General features: G+C 60.0%; 13 protein-coding genes and 1 pseudogene. 8 read left to right on the top strand and 6 right to left on the bottom strand.

The features are described from left to right. The first annotated feature begins 504 nt into the window (after positions 1-504). Together U5A08_RS14575 and U5A08_RS14570 are read left to right on the top strand one after the other, a co-directional pair. Entirely contained in the window at positions 505-1,317 is an 813-nt protein-coding gene (locus U5A08_RS14575; RefSeq protein ID WP_321847225.1) for a M949_RS01915 family surface polysaccharide biosynthesis protein, read from the top strand. Positions 1,318-1,425: 108 nt separating this feature from the next. Beyond that, positions 1,426-2,340, top strand: a complete 915-nt coding sequence (locus tag U5A08_RS14570) for a site-specific integrase (protein ID WP_253395903.1) — start codon at positions 1,426-1,428, stop codon at positions 2,338-2,340. 45 nt (positions 2,341-2,385) lie between these two features. Here U5A08_RS14570 and U5A08_RS14565 read toward each other — a convergent pair whose 3' ends face one another. Next, the gene (locus tag U5A08_RS14565) at positions 2,386-3,597 is read right to left on the bottom strand and encodes a multidrug effflux MFS transporter (protein WP_321847224.1); all 1,212 of its coding nucleotides are present in this window, start codon (positions 3,595-3,597) and stop codon (positions 2,386-2,388) included. A gap of 184 nt (positions 3,598-3,781) precedes the next feature. On the opposite strand from U5A08_RS14565, the pseudogene U5A08_RS29925 reads away from it, so the two are divergent. Continuing rightward, a pseudogene (locus tag U5A08_RS29925) lies at positions 3,782-4,552 on the top strand (MCP four helix bundle domain-containing protein); the annotation flags it as partial. Beyond that, complete coding sequence (locus tag U5A08_RS29920) at positions 4,547-5,410, top strand: methyl-accepting chemotaxis protein (protein ID WP_373423758.1); 864 nt, start codon at positions 4,547-4,549, stop codon at positions 5,408-5,410. The pseudogene U5A08_RS29925 and the gene U5A08_RS29920, both read left to right, overlap by 6 nt. Before the next feature lie 61 nt (positions 5,411-5,471). Here the strand turns inward: U5A08_RS29920 and U5A08_RS14555 are convergent, their stop codons facing one another. The 4 genes from U5A08_RS14555 to U5A08_RS14540 all read right to left on the bottom strand — a co-directional run bounded on the left by U5A08_RS14555 (position 5,472) and on the right by U5A08_RS14540 (position 12,779). After that, positions 5,472-6,089 (bottom strand): CatB-related O-acetyltransferase, encoded by a 618-nt coding sequence (locus U5A08_RS14555; RefSeq protein ID WP_247397554.1) that lies wholly within the window; start codon positions 6,087-6,089, stop codon positions 5,472-5,474. 355 nt (positions 6,090-6,444) lie between these two features. Then, complete coding sequence (locus U5A08_RS14550; RefSeq protein ID WP_321852149.1) at positions 6,445-7,584, bottom strand: hypothetical protein; 1,140 nt, start codon at positions 7,582-7,584, stop codon at positions 6,445-6,447. 164 nt (positions 7,585-7,748) lie between these two features. Then, positions 7,749-11,336, bottom strand: a complete 3,588-nt coding sequence (mgtA, locus tag U5A08_RS14545) for a magnesium-translocating P-type ATPase (protein WP_321852146.1) — start codon at positions 11,334-11,336, stop codon at positions 7,749-7,751. 297 nt (positions 11,337-11,633) lie between these two features. Then, on the bottom strand, positions 11,634-12,779 hold the full coding sequence (locus U5A08_RS14540) for an NAD(P)H-hydrate epimerase (protein WP_321852145.1): 1,146 nt from the start codon (positions 12,777-12,779) through the stop codon (positions 11,634-11,636). 302 nt (positions 12,780-13,081) lie between these two features. On the opposite strand from U5A08_RS14540, the gene U5A08_RS14535 reads away from it, so the two are divergent. From U5A08_RS14535 to U5A08_RS14525, 3 genes are all read left to right on the top strand, one after another. Further along, the gene (locus U5A08_RS14535) at positions 13,082-14,122 is read left to right on the top strand and encodes an alpha/beta hydrolase family protein (protein WP_321852143.1); all 1,041 of its coding nucleotides are present in this window, start codon (positions 13,082-13,084) and stop codon (positions 14,120-14,122) included. 42 nt (positions 14,123-14,164) lie between these two features. Next, complete coding sequence (locus U5A08_RS14530; RefSeq protein WP_321852141.1) at positions 14,165-14,320, top strand: DUF2569 family protein; 156 nt, start codon at positions 14,165-14,167, stop codon at positions 14,318-14,320. Positions 14,321-14,444: 124 nt separating this feature from the next. Further along, positions 14,445-14,648 carry a DUF2986 domain-containing protein gene (locus tag U5A08_RS14525; RefSeq protein ID WP_253395887.1) on the top strand — a complete coding sequence of 68 codons (204 nt, stop codon included), beginning with the start codon at positions 14,445-14,447 and terminating at the stop codon, positions 14,646-14,648. Positions 14,649-14,695: 47 nt separating this feature from the next. Here U5A08_RS14525 and U5A08_RS14520 read toward each other — a convergent pair whose 3' ends face one another. Further along, positions 14,696-15,913: an MFS transporter gene (locus tag U5A08_RS14520; protein ID WP_321852139.1), complete on the bottom strand. Its 1,218-nt coding sequence runs from the start codon at positions 15,911-15,913 to the stop codon at positions 14,696-14,698. 122 nt (positions 15,914-16,035) lie between these two features. Between U5A08_RS14520 and U5A08_RS14515 the strand changes: the two genes are divergently transcribed. Next, positions 16,036-16,677: a TetR/AcrR family transcriptional regulator gene (locus U5A08_RS14515; protein ID WP_321852137.1), complete on the top strand. Its 642-nt coding sequence runs from the start codon at positions 16,036-16,038 to the stop codon at positions 16,675-16,677. Positions 16,678-16,684: the final 7 nt, after the last annotated feature.

The following is a 16,684-nucleotide window of genomic DNA, read 5'->3' as shown; positions in this document are numbered from 1 at the left end:
GACCTCGGGGTTTGAGCAACTTGGAGCGTAGAGACAACAATCACGGGCCGAAAAGGCAGGTGCTTGGTTAAACCTGGAGTGGAATTGGGGTATTCATCCGACCATCCTGATGGGCTATTGAAGTCTTCCATGTGCATCAGGGAGTAAAGACCATAATTCACAAAGATCAAGCGGAATCAATAAGTTAGTCGGCATAACGCGGTTCGTTCTCAAGTCCTGCGACCAAGATTAAGCGTAAAAATGTTTAACGAATATGAAAGCCAGATGAAAAACTCGTTTATTTGACAGGTAGACAGCTAGGGTTCAGCTAAACAACTAAGGCTCTGAAGGCGTTGTTTATTTAGCGTAATAGGAACGTTTTGCATGGCGCTGGGCGCAACTGGGTGGACGTGGATCGGCGCTGCGCGTCACGGCACGCTCTGCCGCTTGTGTTTATTGAAGAATCTTCTCTGCATTGCCCCTCAAGTGCCGGTAAAGTAAGCCATCTCTTGCCAGGGTACTCGGATGAATAGCGTGCAGCGTTTAGGCGGCCAATGGCGGCCCGTGTTGATGGGATTGTTGATGAACGCAGCCTGCGTCACCACCGTATGCGCGGATGAGGGCGTGGCGCTGACCACGCTCGCTCAAGTGCCAGAGGGGGTTGAAGTGCAAGGCAAGCAGGTCGCCGCCTATACCTGGGACGACCGCCAGGGCAAGAACCTGCTGGTGCTGGCCGAGCAAATCAACCAACGCGAGGATGACGGCACCCAGTCGGCGCTTGTCTACGCGGCCCAGTACTTGCTCGACGGTGACCGCCCCAAACGCATATGGATGCTCTACGACGACGTGCAGCGCTGCGAATTCGATGCCGCGCTGCGCTTTGACATGGCGGCGACCAAGGTCACCGACCTTTCCGGCGACGGCATCACCCAGGCCACCGTGGGTTACACGCGCAGCTGCACCAGTGATGTCAGCCCCAATGAATTCAAGCTGATCATGCATGTCGGCAAGTCGCAGAAGTACCGCCTGCGTGGCGTCGACCGGGTCGGCGCGGCCTGGTGGGACGAAGAAGCCGGGGCATTGCGTGGCATGCCATTGCCCAAGGATTGCAGCGTCGCCGGGCAACAGGCGCTGGTCAGCCAGTACAAGGAGCAGGGCACTGAATTGCCTTTGCCGGGTTGCTACAGCGACGAGAAGGATTTTGCCAAGGCACCGCAGGCCTACCTGACATTCATGCGTCAGCACTGGTTCGCGCTGATGCAGAAACAGGATGCTGAATGGAGTCAGGCGCAGACCCCGCCCCAGGAATCGAGCGGGGATGAAGAAACCGCCCCGTGATTGGGTACCAGGGCCGATGGTGCGTTAGACTCGGCCCTCGCCAATTCAATGAATATCTCGAATAAACAAAGACTTGTTCGAGGTATTTAATCCAAAGGCCGATCTACCTTGACTGAGTCAATCCGCAACCCGCTGACCCTCTACCTCACCCGCCTGGCGCCCTCCAGCCAACTGACCATGCGCTACGTGCTGCAGGACGCCGCCGACCGCCTCGGCTTCGAGGACATCAACCTTGAAGACATCGACTGGCACCTGCTGCAACCCGAACAGGTGATCGCGCTGGTTGCGGCCTTGCGCGAGGACGGCTACGCGCCCAATACCTCGTCGCTGTATGTAAACGCCGTGCGCGGGGTGATGAACGAAGCCTGGCGCATGAGCCTGATCAGCCAGGAACACCTGCTGAAAATGCGCACGGTCAAGGCCGCGTCCGGCACGCGCCTGAGCCAGGGGCGCAACCTGCGTCGCACGCTGATCCGCGAAATGATGGATGTATGCGCCGCCGACCCGCGGCCCCAGGGCCTGCGCGATGCTGCAGTGATCGGTATTTTGTACGGCTCGGGCATGCGTAAGTCGGAGTCGGTCAACCTCGACCTCGCACAGATCAACTTTGACGAGCGCAGCCTGCGCGTGATTGGCAAGGGCAACAAGGAACTGATCAAATACGCGCCGGGCTGGGCCTTCGCCAAATTGCAGGCCTGGCTCGAATTCCGGCGCGAACAACTCAAGGAAGGCGAGCAGGACGATTCCTTCCTGTTCAACCGCATCCGCAGGGGCAGCCATATCACCCGCGAACGCATCACCAAGCATGCGATTTACTACATCGCCCGCCAGCGTGGTCAGCAGGTGGGGGTGAAGATCATGCCGCATGATTTCCGGCGCTCCTTCATCACGCGGGTGATTGAGGAGCATGACCTGTCCATCGCGCAGAAACTGGCGCACCACACCAATATCCAGACCACCGCGAACTACGACGTGCGTGACGACAATGAGCGACGGCGAGCGGTGGAGCGGTTTGATCTTTAGCCGACGGCGACCGGCGAAAAACGCGCGGTCCGCGTCAGGCTCGGCTCAGGAGGAGGGCGGGGCACCGGGCAGCAAGTGCGCCGGCAGGCGGCGCAAGGTCCACAGCGTGGTCAGCAGCGCCGCAACGGCACACAGCGCGATGCCGATCAGCATCGGCGCCGGGGTGTGATCGGCAAAGACGCCCACCAGGGTCATGGAAACGGCCGCCGTGATCATCTGGATCGCGCCGAGCAACGCCGATGCGGAACCGGCCACCGCGCCGTGGTCTTCCAGGGACAACACGCCGGCCGCTGGCAACAGCAAGCCGAGGAAACCGAAGCCGATAAACAACAGCGACATCATCAAGCCTAGGTGGCTGCCCCATAGCGTCGTAGCGGCGAGCAATACCATGACCGCGGCCACGCCCACCACCGACCAGCGAATCAGCGGCGCCAGGCCGAAGCGTGCGCCCAGGCGTGCGGTGAGCTGGCTCATGGCAAAAAATGACGCGGCGTTCAGCGCAAAGCACAGGCTGAATTGGGTGGGGGTCAGCCCGAAATACTCGATGTATACGAACGGCGCGCTGCCAATAAATACAAAGAACGTCGCCAGGCCAAACCCGCACACCACCGACAAACCGATGAACACCGGGTCGCGCAGCAACGCCCCATAACTGCTGAAGGCATTCCCCAGGGTCTTGCCCAACCGACGCTCGGCGGGGTGGGTTTCAGGCAGTTGTACGACGGTCATGACCAGGCACAACACGGCCACTACCGCCAACACGGCAAACACCTCGCGCCAACTCCAGAGCGCAATCACCAGGCTACCGGCCAACGGTGCCAGGATCGGCGACACACTCATCACCAGCATCAGCAACGCCATCAGCCGCGCAGCTTCATGGCCGGTATACAGGTCGCGCACAATCGCCCGGGGAATCACCATCCCCGCACACGCGCCAAACGCCTGCACCGCACGAAAACCAATCAGCACTTCAATACTCGGCGCCAGGGCGCAGCCGATACTGCCCACGGCGAAGATAAGCAACCCGGCGTAGATCGGCGGCTTGCGCCCGAACACATCGCTGATCGGGCCATAAAACAACTGGCAGACGCCGATGATCATGAAGAACACTGTGAGGCTCATCTGCACCGCTGCCGGTGAGGCCTGCAGGCTGGCGCCCAGAGTCGGCAGCGCCGGTAGGTAGATGTCGATGGCGAAGGGGCCGACGGCAGTGATCAGACCAAGCAGCAAAGCAAGGTGGGCGATACGTTTGGACATGAGCAGTTCCGGGTGAAGCAAAGGTCGGCCAGCTTAAAGAACCCCCCCTGCGCAAACAAGATGGGGAAGACGTTGAGTTTAACTGCGCAGATCTGAGCAATTGAGCTTCAATAACAGGGAGTCTCTGCCGATAACAGTATCAGCGACGCTCAAGCGGTTGGGTTCCCAACCAGCTATCCAGGCTATGGGAATGACCAGCATGACGATCAAATTACGCTTATGGCTATTGATTGCGACCGGGTTGCTCACCGCTTTGATCATGAGCCTGGCCGGTTACCTGGGAAACGGCCGGATGGCCGATGCCGTGCAGGATAACGAGACCAGTATGACGGTGCTGCGCAACCACATGGAAGCCGACATGATGCACGATGCCCTGCGCGCCGACGTGTTGTCGGCGATGTTGGTCGGGTTGGGTAAAAGCACCAGCACCAAAGCCGAAGTCAGCAGTTCACTCAAAGAGCATGCCGAGCATTTCCGCCAGGTGCTGGAGGACAATCTAAAGCTGCCGCTGGGCGACACGCTCAAGACCAGCCTGGAAAAAATCAAACCCAGCCTGGATACCTATATCAACGCCGGTGAACGCATTGTGGCACTCGCGCTGGACAACCCGGAGGCCGCTCGCGGCGAACTGGAGACCTTCAATACTGCCTTCAGCCAGTTGGAAGGTCAGCTAGCGAGCCTCAGCGAGCTGATCGAAAACAATACGCAGCAAACCAGCGTCGGTACCCGACAAACCATCAGCAACGCCAACGTCACCTTGGGCGTGGTGTTGATTGCGAGCCTGCTGCTGCTCCTTGCGCAGGGCCGCTGGGTTACCCGGAGCATCATGGATCCGTTGCAGGCCGCGAGCCGAATTGCTGACAGTATCGCCCGTGGCAATTTGAGCGAGCCGATTGTCGTGCCCGACCGCAAGGACGAGGCCAGCGCGCTGATACGCAGCCTCTCCACCATGCAGGCGTATTTGCGCGGCATGATCGAAGTGGTGCGCAGCAATGCCCACGGCGTCAATGACATGAGCGAGCAACTGAGCCAGGGTTGCCATGAGGTGGCGGGCAGCAGTCAGCAGCAAAGCGCCGCCGCCAGCACCATGGCGGCGGCCGCCAGTGAAATGACCGCCAGCATCGAGGAAATCACCCAACACGCCGCACGCGCACTGAATATGGCCAACCAGGCAGAAGCCTTGGCCAAGGACGGCGGTCGGGTGATCCACCAGGTGGTCAGTGACATGGACGGCATTGCCCGTTCGGCGCAACAGTCGGCCCAAGTCATCCGCACGCTGGACAAGGAGTCCGAGGCAATCTTCAGCATTATCCAGGTTATCAAGGGCATTGCCGATCAAACCAACCTGCTGGCCCTGAATGCCGCGATCGAAGCCGCCCGCGCCGGTGAACAGGGGCGCGGTTTTGCGGTGGTCGCCGATGAGGTGCGCAGCCTGGCCGGACGCACCAGCGCGTCGACCCAGGAGATTGCCAGCATGGTCGGTCGCATCCAGCAAAACACCCGGGAAGCGGTGACCAGCATGGAGGAGGGCGTCACTCAAGTGGACAAGGGCATGGCGGTGACTGCTGAAGTCGAGCGCGCCATCCGCGAGATTCTCCAGGCCACCCTCAACACCACCGAGTTGGTCAACGACATCTCCCGCACCATCAGCGAGCAAAGCCTGGCCAGCAACGAAATTGCCCATCAAGTGGAGATGATTGCCAGTATGTCGGAGCGCAATAGCCAGGTGATCGGCAAGACGGCCTCGACGACGGACGAGTTGTCCGCGTTGGCGGGGAAGTTGTCGCAGTCGGTGGATCGATTTCGGCTTTGAGCATCACAGCTGATATATAACTCAACTAAACATCTATTTAGTTGAGTTATATTTTTCCACCTTACTGGCGTTGTTTTAAGTACTCGATAAACGGCTCGATATCAGACGAGCACAGCAGATGCGCGACACTGCGTACCTCGGTCTCAGGCCAATACCACCAAGCGGATTGTTCCAAGACCTGGCGAACAGGCTCATCAAAACGCCAACGGATAAACTTGGCCGGGTTTCCGCCGACTATGGAATAGGGCGCCACATCTTTGGTCACCAACGCACCGGCCGCCACTACGGCGCCATCGCCAATGGTGATACCCGAAAGAATTTTTGCATGGGAACTGATCCAGCAATCATTGCCGATCACTACGTCGCCATTGCTGCCGCCGAAGTCAGTGATATAGGCAACTTCTTCGACCTTGGCGGGAAACGGATAACAGCTTAGCCAGTCGATGCGATGATGACCGCCCAGATACACTTCCACGTTGCCGGCAATCGACGTATAAGCGCCTACGCGTAATGTCGTTCCTTCATGCCAGTCATGTACCTTGAGATCGCCATAGGTGCCAATACCAAAGCTGAATTGCGGATAACGGTTACGCAGTTTTTGTGTTGCACGCTCAAGCTTCGGCAGTGCACGCAGCGCTTTGCGTTCCTGACGCTCACGCCAGATGCGCAGTAGCTTCATGGGAAGAACCTTATTCAAACGTTGGAATGGGACGTTATCCTGAAGAATGAAAACCAGGGTTGCAAGCTGGCAAGTGAAATGGAGGGTTTGTTTTTTCGGCCTGAGGTGGCGAGAGTCAGTGCCAGGCTTAAAATCTTACCCAAGAGCCCCCCAGCTCTACACACGACGGTTCGCATAATGTATATTATGTTAAATCATGTGCTATGCTGGATAGGTGTCCAATTAGCCGCTTTCACCAACCTATAGCCTCCCTTTCACGGACCCCGAGCCTCGACCTCGTGTTATTCACGACGGCGCGGTTTTGCTTTTGGTATTTGCGCGCCACTGCTCCTTCCTGGCGTGACCCCAATACACATCAATCTGGAACAATACTCGATATAAATCTCAAACCAAATGCGGGACAGTCATATTTCGTAGTACCCCCATCAGATTTATACTCCTCCAGAAGTGCTTCCTCATGAAGATCTGCCAAAACCCCCCACGCCCTGAAAGAAATAAGCTCGCTATGGTCAAGCATAAATTTCCTTAGCGTCCGCCAAGGCGATGGAGCTTCAGGCACGGGGCCTGCTATATTCTTGAGAAAGTAGTCACCCTTCGAAATTGTATTAATTGTCGAGTAGGTAACTCCGGAGGTCTCCCACTCTGTAATAACGTCATGTAGAGATTCAGATATCTTGTTCGGGACACTGACTTCGTAGCGCTGAAACTTCTCACACGGATTGATATCAAGGTACGTAATACTGTATCTGGCTACAGTATGCGCTCTCAAATCTCGCCACAGGAAGGCGAATCCATGTGAATTGATTTCATTAGACTTTCTAACAATCCGCTCAAACGCAGACTTTATTTGCTCCAGATATTTGTCCAAATCCTCAATATCACCCCCGCTGTATATGTTATTTGCGTATATGCAATTCTGAAGACCAGAAAAGGTATTCTTATTGAATTTCAATGATGTACTGGCATTGAGGAGCTTTTCCGGCGGAAGATGTTCAAGCTGCAATGGAGAGGTGGATTTTGGCTGCAGGCATAGAATGTTTCTCTTGTGCCAAAATATCTCACTAAACAAATAATTTCTTAAAAGCGTCGGCCAGTGACTTGAGACTATCACGCAAATCACATCACCGTTTGAAATGAGTGGGAAATGCGCCTTAATGGCGTTTGTATATGCGCCCAACTCTGTCCCCGCTTCTCTTGTGGGATTTGAAGAGTTCTTGAGCTCGACCACTACGAATGTTTCCATCCCAGGGTCGTACAACAGAAAGTCAGGCTTTATTATTTCCGACGCGAATAGAGAAATATTTTTATCTTCACTAACAAGCACCGTCTCACGCACACACTTCCAGCAATACTCATACGACTCGATGATGCGGTTACGCCGTGCATCACCGTCTTTTTCGTACTCACACGGAATAATTATATCGCCTAGACCGCTAAATTCTCGAAGATGAACCCCCATCGCCTCCTGCATTTCTTTTTCATCCCTAAACATCATTCACCCTCGCGGTCATTGTCTTTATGTCCATTCGACGTTTATTGAGTACGGCCCATTCCTTAAGTGCACACTCGGTTCACCTCCTATGATTGCACGCCATACTGCCACCTGCTTGCCATGAAGCTAGTACATCGCGTAGGTGCGCGGTTGATGGCAGTCTGGAATCAAGAAAGTGTGGTAGCGCGAGCGCGGTTCAACCGCTGGCGACGGTAAAAGAGCCGCTTGACCCATTCCGCCGCGCCCATGTAGACCAGGCTGATTGCCAGCACCGTCAGCAGGATCGGCAGTGGCAAGGGCACTAGGCCGAACCAAGACGCGATCGGGCTGTAAGGCAGCCCGACGGCCAGCAGGCCGATGGCCGCGGCGCTGAGCAACAGCAGTGTCGCCGGACGGCTTTGGTAGAACGGGCGGTAGGTGCGCACGATGAAGATCGTCAGCAGTTGGGTCAGCAGCGACTCGACGAACCAGCCGCTGCGAAATACTTCGGCGCCCTTCTCTGCCAGCAGGTACAGCGCGGCGAACGTGAGCACATCGAACAGGGAACTGACCAGCCCGAACACCACCATGAAGTTGCGGATTTCGCTGATGTTCCAGCGGTGCGGGGTGTTTTCCCATTCGCGGTCGACGTTGTCACTGGCAATCCCCATGGAGGGGATGTCAGACAGGAAGTTGTTGAGCAGTATTTGCTTGGCCAGCATCGGCAGGAACGGCAATACCAACGAAGCCAGGGCCATGCTGATCATGTTGCCGAAATTGGCACTGGAGACGATGGAAATGTACTTCAAGGTATTGGCAAAGGTATGCCGGCCCTCTTCGATGCCTTCGCGCAACACGTCGAGGTTGTGCTCCAGCAACACGAAGTCGGCGGCCTGCTTGGCCACGTCGGCGGCGTTGTCCACCGAGATCCCGATATCGGCGACTTGAAGCGCCGGGGCATCGTTGATGCCATCGCCCATGTAGCCGACGACGTGCCCGGTCTTCTGCAGGGCGCGGATGATGCGTTCCTTCTGGTTGGGGTCGACCTCGGCAAACAGCGTGGTCAGCGGCGCCAGGTGCATCAACGCTTCGTCTTTCATGGCCGCCAGCTCTGCACCGGTGATGATCCGCTCCACGGGCAGGCCCACTGCCCTGCCCACGTGACGGGCGACCAGATGGCTGTCGCCACTGATGATCTTTACTTGCACACCCAGGCGCTCAAGCGTGGCAAGGGTGTCTTTCACGCCCGGCTCCGGCGGGTCGAAGAACAACAGAAAGCCGCGGAAGGTCATGTCCTTTTCTTCATCCCGGCCGTAATGCGGCTGCTCCGGCAAAACCCGCGTGGCCAGGCCCAGGACCCTGAAGCCCTGCTCGCTCCAGTCGGCGAAACGCTGCGCAATCGTGGCGCGCTCGGTATCGCTCAGCGCCAGCAGTTGTTCGCCGCTGCGCACCTGCGTGCAGACCTCGAGCACGTTGTCCAACGCCCCCTTGGTCACCATCAGCCGGGCGGCCTCTGGCGCATTCGCGACCACCACGCTCAGGCGCTTGCGCACGAAGTCATACGGCACTTCATCGAGTTTGCTCGCGCCGGGGCATGGCGCCAGGGTTTTGCCGGCCAGGGTAATTGCATCGTCCATGGCGTTGCGCATGCCGGTCTGCAGGCTGGCGTTGAACACCGCCAGTTGCAGGATATTGGCATCGACATTGCCCTCGACATTCATCGCGCCGTCCAGCACCACGACACCGCGGGTTAGCGTCCCGGTCTTGTCGGTACACAGGATGTCCATCGCCCCGAGGTTTTCAATCGCATTGAGGTGACGCACGATGACCCCTTTGGCCGCCATGCGTTGCGCGCCTTTGGCCAGCGTGATGCTCAGGATCGCCGGTAACAGTTCCGGCGACAGCCCGATGGACAAAGCGATGGCGAACAACAGAGTGTCGAGGGCGGGACGGTGCAGCAGGATATTGATGCCGAACACCACGATCGTGATCACCAGCATCACCCGCAACAGCAAGCCGCCGAACCGGCGCAGGCCGCGCTCGAACTCCGTCTCGGGTGGGCGTAGGGTCAGCGTCTTGGCGATGCGCCCGATTTCGCTCTCCGGGGCGTAGCGCGTGACCAGCACCTCGGCGGTGCCGCTGCGCACCGAGGTGCCCATGAACACGCAATTATGCCGCTGCCCGAGTGTGGCATCGGCGGTGCAGTCGCCGGGCAACTTTTCCACCGGGAAGGTTTCACCGGTGAGCAGGCCTTCACCGATGAAGCAATCGAGCGCCTGCAGGATTCGGCCATCGGCTGCGATCAGGCTGCCGGCGCTGAGCAACAGGATATCCCCCGGCACCACCGCGCTGGCGGCGATGTCCACGGGCTTGCCATCGCGACGCACCGTGGCGCGCTGCGCGATCTTGCTGCGCAGTTGCTCCACCGCCGTACTGGCGCGATTTTCATACCAGGCGCTGAGAACCGCGCTGATCAGCACGATGCAGCCGATAATCGCCGCATCCAGCCAGTCCCCCACCACCACGGCGACCAGCGCGCCCACGATCAGGATCAGCACCAGGGGCGTGCGCATTTGCTCCAGCACCAGCCGGGCCAGGCCTCGCGGTCGGTCCTTGGCCGCGGCCGGCGCGCTGCGCACCCGCGCGCTGGCTTCGGCCTCGCTCAAGCCCTGCGGCGTGCTCTGGACGTTACTGAACACCTGGCACAGCGGTGGGCTCCAATAGTCGCCGGTTGCCAAGAATGCGGGTGGCTTGGCGGTGGATCGCCATTCACGATGGGCCAACCAAAGGCCAGGCAGCATCGGCAACCAGAACGTCAGCCCGCGGAATAACAACGTGGCCGATAGCGCCACCGCGATGTTTACCCCGACCCAATGCAGCGTGACCACCGCCGCCGCCTCAAAGGCCCCGAGCCCGCCCGGCACAATGCCGATACTGCGCAGCACGCTGGCCAGCATAAAGCCGGCAAACAGCCCCAACGGCGGCGCGGACACCCCCAGCGCACGCACCAGCACCCACAACGTGGCGCTGTCGAGCACGATGATCAGCAGTTCCAGCAAGGTAATGCGCCAGAGTAACCCTCGGCTGCGAACCAGTTGTTTGTCCGCCCCCGTGAGCAATGAAGCGATTCTGGCGACAATCGAAAAATGCTGCCCCGGCAAATGCGCTACCAGGTGTCGATTGCCGGCCAGCCTGGGCGTGATCATTGCCAGAAGCAGGCTGACGGCGACGAACACCAGGCACGCGGTGATGACCGCCGGCGTGGCATGGCCCTGTAAGATCACCACCGGTAACGCCACGCCGACCGACACCGCATACGCCAGGAAATACCCGGACAAATCCAGCACCAGGCTGGCCAGCACCAGCGGTTTGGCGAAGCCAAGGCGGACGAACGAGGCCACGACCGCAAAGGCGCCGCTGATGCCGGAGGACGGCAGGGCCTGATCGACAAACAGCTTCATCACACTCAGTTTGCCCGCCTCCCAGAGTGAAAGCGGCTGTGCCCCGGCCTTGAGCACCACCCGAAAGACCTGCCCTTGCGCCATATAGGTCAAGACTTGCAACGCCAGGGCGCCGACCAGCCACAGCGGCTCTGCCTGGGTCAGCAAGCGCGTGAAGGATTCGACGTCGGTGAATTGCAGTGCCACGCCGACCACTGTCACAAACATCGCGGCTCCCAGCAGCCACGTCAGCCACAGCGCGGAACGGCTGTAATGCTGTTCCTCTTCAGGTACAGGCGGATCGATGAAACCCGGAGTGGGCGGTTTGACAGGCATACCATGCCCCTGAGCGAGTCAGCAGAGAGTCCGATTCTGGCGCGTTCTGGGCGGGGCCGTTTGATCCAAGTCAACCTGCCCCCGGGCGGTGTTGGCGGAGCGCAGTGCATGCTCGCTCCGCAACGGTGTGGGTTGGGTTGTACGGGCCCGCTCTAAGAAGATGAATACCTTCGTGTGCGGGTTAAACTGCTCTTTTCCGGCAAACCGTACTTGATAAATATCAAACGCACGCCCATCCAGGTTTCAAATCAGACATTGGACGTGGAATACACCGCTCACCGACACGTCCACGGACAATCAACCGTACAGTCGACGTAATAGCCCTGGTAAAAGATTCGGTACCTCTTTTGCCCGTAACCCTGGGCCGAATTCGGCACCGGCCGCATCGTGCAGCCACACGCCCGCTGCCGCAGCCGAAAAAGCCGGCATGCCCTGGGCCAGCAACCACAGAATAATGTCGCCCAATAGGTCGCCTGTGCCGGCCGAGGGCACGCTGCAGTGGATCACGGCGCGGCCATCGGGGCAGGCAATCACCGTGTCACTGCCTCGATGCACAACCACCGCCGAGCAGCGCTGGGCAGCGGCTCGAGTGCGGGTCAATTTGTCGCCGACGAAGTCGAACATCCGCCGAAATTCGCCCTCGTGAAGGGTCAGCACCTGCATGGCATCCGCAGCAATGATCGCGGGGGTTGCAGCAAAGGTTTGCTCGACGGTATCGAGACCGGCTCGCGGTAAGTCGAGCCGCCACAACGCAGGGTGATTCTCAAATGCCTGGGGGACGATCGCGTCGAGCACCGCTTCGGGCGTGCCAATATCGGCCACAACGACTTCGCTACACAGATCGCGCCCCGGCAACAGCAGATGCCCGGGCTTTTTGCGAAAAAACGTCACTGTCAGGGCTGCCGCCACCGCGCCCAAGGACTCACCGGTATCGCCCATCACGCCGCTGGGCGTGTCGACCGCGACAATTGGCGCCTTGCCACGGCCAGCCGCGGCAAGGGTGTCCAACACCTGCCCCTCCAGCGCACGGGCGAGACCAGCGCCGAACACCGCGTCAACAATCAGCTCGGCCCCCTCAAGCGCCGCGGGGCTCAGGGCTTGAACCTCGCCCTGCCAACGCTGTGCATGTTGCCAGGCTTCGCCTTTCAGGGCCGCTCGACTGCCCCACATCGCCACCCTCACCGGCCAGCCCGCTTGCGCAAGTCGGTAGGCGCTGACAAAACCATCGCCGCCGTTGTTGCCCGGCCCGCAGAGCACCAGCAGCGGCCGGGGTGTCCAGCGGCGCTCGATTTCGCGCGCCACCGCCGCACCGGCATTGCTCATCAACTCGAAAGACGACACTCCGGCAACTACCGATAGCCGGTCGGCTTCCGCCATCTGGTGCACCGTCAGCAAGGCCGCCTGGCGCGCGCCGTTATCGAGGTCGGGACTCAACGTGTTCATGCTTTTCACACCTTCGATCGGTACTGAAGTCAATTACCGCCCATGCTGGGACGTCGCCATGCTCGGTTACCCCAAGCCTCTGCCCGCCTCGATCATCTTGACCAGGACGGCCTGTGCATCGCCGTATACCCTATTGCAGTTTTCTGCATAAAACAGCTGGTTCTGAATGTCGGCATAGCGCTTGCCCTCCCCGGGAGATGTAGGTCAGCGACCCAAAACACGATACGATCCCGCCGGATCATGGGCGCTACGCACTACCTTAGCCCCACGGTCCTTCGATCCCATCATGGAAGATAAAAACAATGAGAACGGCGTTCTGCGCGCTATTGCTGCTTTGCCTGACCTCCCCGGCATTCGCCGACGAAAACCCGATCGGCTTTAAAACCGCCACCCTGCCCGATGTAGAGAACCAGCGTGCGCTGCAACTGGCCGTCTGGTACCCCGCCGCCGCCACAGCCAAGCCTGAGCTGATCGCCGACAATGCGGTGTTCATCGGGGCTCTCGCCGTGCCCGACGCACCGCCGGCTGCCGGCGAGCATCCCTTGGTGGTGCTGTCCCACGGTTACGGCGGCAATTGGCGCAACCAGGTGTGGCTGGCCAGTGCACTGGCTCATCAAGGTTACATCGTGGCAGCGGTCAACCACCCCGGCACCACCAGTAAGGATCGCAGCCCCGCCGCCGCCGAGCAGTTGTGGCAACGGCCCAAAGACCTCAGCCGTGCCATCGACGCGGTGCTCGCGCAGCGTGCGCAATTTGGCGCGGTCAAGCACAACCAGATTGCCGCCGTGGGCCACTCCCTCGGCGGCTGGACCGTGCTGGAAATCGCCGGTGCCCGTTTCGATCCAGACCTGTTCAATCGAGACTGCAACGTCCACCCGAAGCTGGGCGGTTGCATTGGCTATCGGCAGATGAACCCTGCCGGCACACCCGCCGGCAAGGTCCAACTGGCCGCTGACCTGAGCGACAAACGCATCACCGCCATTGTGTCATTGGACCTGGGCCTGTCGCGCGGTTTCACCCACGCCAGCCTGGCGGTATTGCCAGTGCCGGCGCTGGTAATCGCGGGGGGTGTGCCGTCGGAGGAGATGGACCCTAACTTGGAGTCCGCCGCCTTGGTCAAGCGCCTGCCGAAAGCGTCGACGCAATACGTGGAGATCGCCGACGCCACTCACTTCAGTTTCATGGCGATCTGCAAGCCGGGTGGCATGGCGTTGATTGAAGCGGATTCGCCGGGCGACGGCATGATTTGCCGGGATGGTGAGGGGGCTCGGCCACGGGCGGTGATTCAACAGCAGGTGGTGGGGCTGATCAGCGAGTTTTTGGAGCGCTCGTTTCGACATTGAAGCAAACATCGACCTAGTACCATTACCTCATCCGGCACGACGATGGATAACACCCTATGGGGCGCGATCCTGGTTTCAGAAACACTCATGAATGCAGTCTTTATCGCGGCCTTTGGTTATTTGGTTTACCTGTTCTTCTCCGAACACTATTTATTCCCCAGGGTTTATATCGTCACGCTCATCGCCTCGTCCGGTTGAGGCAGAAGCGCCTAGCCCCGTCAGCCTTTGATGCGTTGAGCGCCTGCCCGATGACCGGCAGGCGCAACGATCAGGTTTTTTAAACTGGTATGATTCGCGCGTTTACAGATCTGGTAAAAAACCCATGAATCGTCAGAAAAAACTCCAGCAGTTGTTCAAGGCCAAGGCGAAAAAGGCCAGCGCCAAATTGGCGCCCAAATCCAAGGATAAATACGTCAGCAAGGCCGACCGGGAAAAGCTGGAAGCCGAAGCCGCCCAGGCGCCAGACAGTTGCGCTGAGAACTTTCACGCAGGGGGCGAGACGGCCGGCCAGGCCAGCGGCCAGTAGCGCGAGCCCGGCCAGGGCGGCGTAAGTGATGGCAGGTCGCGCCAACACTAATGCCCCACCGCCGCCGGACCATCGGCAGACCGCTTCCCCGGCTTGAAACCATGGGCCCGCGCCGTCCACGCAATGCCCAGCGCCAGCGCCCCCAACCCCAGCATCGCCCACGGAAATGCCGCCACGCCCCATGTGTCCAGCAACACGCCGCCGACCACGCCGCTGCCGGCAATCGCGCTGTTCCACGCCACCACGTTGAGTGACAGCGCCACATCCGCGCCGTCGCCCGCAGCATCGGCCAGCGCGGTTTGCAGCAAGGTCGCGGCGCCACCGAAGCTCAGCCCCCACACCGCCACACCGAGGTAGATCACCTCAGGCCTATTCCCCAGCAACCCGAACGCCACACTGACCAGCGCAAACGTCGCCAGGCTCACCAGCACGGTCTTGCGCAGCAAAGGCTCGACCAGCCTGGCCGTGATCCAGATCCCCGCCAACGCGGCGATGCCGAACACCAGCAGCACCAGGTCGACGTGACTCGCCAACCCCGCGGGCGCCACGAACGGTGCGATGTAGGTGTACAAAATGTTGTGCGCCAGCATCCAACTGATCACCACCGCCAGCACCGGCCGCACGCCTGGCGTGGCCAGCACTTTGCCCAGCGACAGCCGCTGGTGTGCGGGTTGCGGCGCATAGTCCGGCACTTTCACCAGCACCCAGACGATCAATACCAGGGTCAACCCCGACATCAGGCCAAACGTGGTGCGCCACCCCACCAGCCCGCCCAGCCAGGTGCCCAGCGGCACGCCCAGCGACAGCGCAATCGGCGTGCCGACCATCGCCAGTGCCAGCGCCCTGCCCTGTTGATGGGGCGCGACCATGCGCCGCGCGTAACCGGCCAACAAGCTCCAGGCCAATCCCGCTGCGACGCCTGCGAAAAAGCGCGCAACCAGGGTTATGCCGTAATGGGACGACAGCGCGGTGATCGAGTTGAACAGCATAAAACCAACGATGGTCAGCAGCAGCACATTGCGTCGACGCCAGCCCCGGGTGGCGATGGTCATGGGGATCACCGCCAGTACCGACCCCAGCGCGTAGGCCGTGACCATCTGCCCGGCCATGGACGGCGAAATCGCCATGCCCTCGCTGATCAACGGCAACAGGCCGGCGGGCAGGGTTTCGGTAACGATGCAGATAAAACCGGTCATCGCCAGGGCGAGCAACGCGCCGATGGGCAGGCGCTCGGACGCGGCCGATAAGGTGAGTGAGGGGGTCACGGGAAACTCCTTGGAAAGCGACTTAGATACTGATCGATACAAATATTGCAGGCGCGCTCCGCGCATTGTCAATGACTTATGTATCGACTAGTATTTATATGCCTTTGCACAGGAGACCTGCCATGGCACAAATGGGCCGCCCCCGCACCTTCGACCGCCACCAGGCCGTGGAACAGGCTATGCACCTGTTCTGGCAACACGGCTATGACGCCACCTCCCTCGCCCAACTCAAGGCCGGTCTGGGTGGTGGCATTTCCGCGCCGAGTTTTTACGCGGCGTTCGGCTCCAAGGAGGCGCTGTTCGAGGAGTGCGTGCAGCGCTACCTGGACACCTACGCCAAAGTCACCGAATGCCTGTGGGATGAAAGCCTGCCGCCGCGTCAGGCGATTGAGACCGCGCTGCGCCAGTCGGTGCGCATGCAGTGTGAAGACGGCCACCCCAAGGGCTGCATGGTGGCGCTGGGCGTGATGAGCGCGCCCAGCCCGGAGAACGCACGGGTGGCGAATGGCTTGACCCAATCGCGGCTGCGCACGCGGGCGGGGATCGTGGCCTGTGTGGAGCGCGCGGTGCACATCGGCCAGTTGCCTGAGCAGACGCAGTCGGCGGTGATGGCGACGGTGTTTGACAGTTTCCTGCAAGGCGTTTCGATCTTGGCCCGCGATGGGGTGCCGCACGCCAGCCTTGATGCGGCGATCAGCCAGCTCATGCTGACTTGGGATGTTGCTGCGTCTGTCACACCGCCCATTCGCCACCTGGGCAGGTAGTGAGTAC

Origin of the sequence: Pseudomonas paraveronii (genome assembly GCF_963681955.1) — a bacterium.
GTDB classification, from domain to species: domain Bacteria; phylum Pseudomonadota; class Gammaproteobacteria; order Pseudomonadales; family Pseudomonadaceae; genus Aquipseudomonas; species Aquipseudomonas paraveronii.
This window is presented reverse-complemented; position numbering and strand designations above follow the sequence as displayed.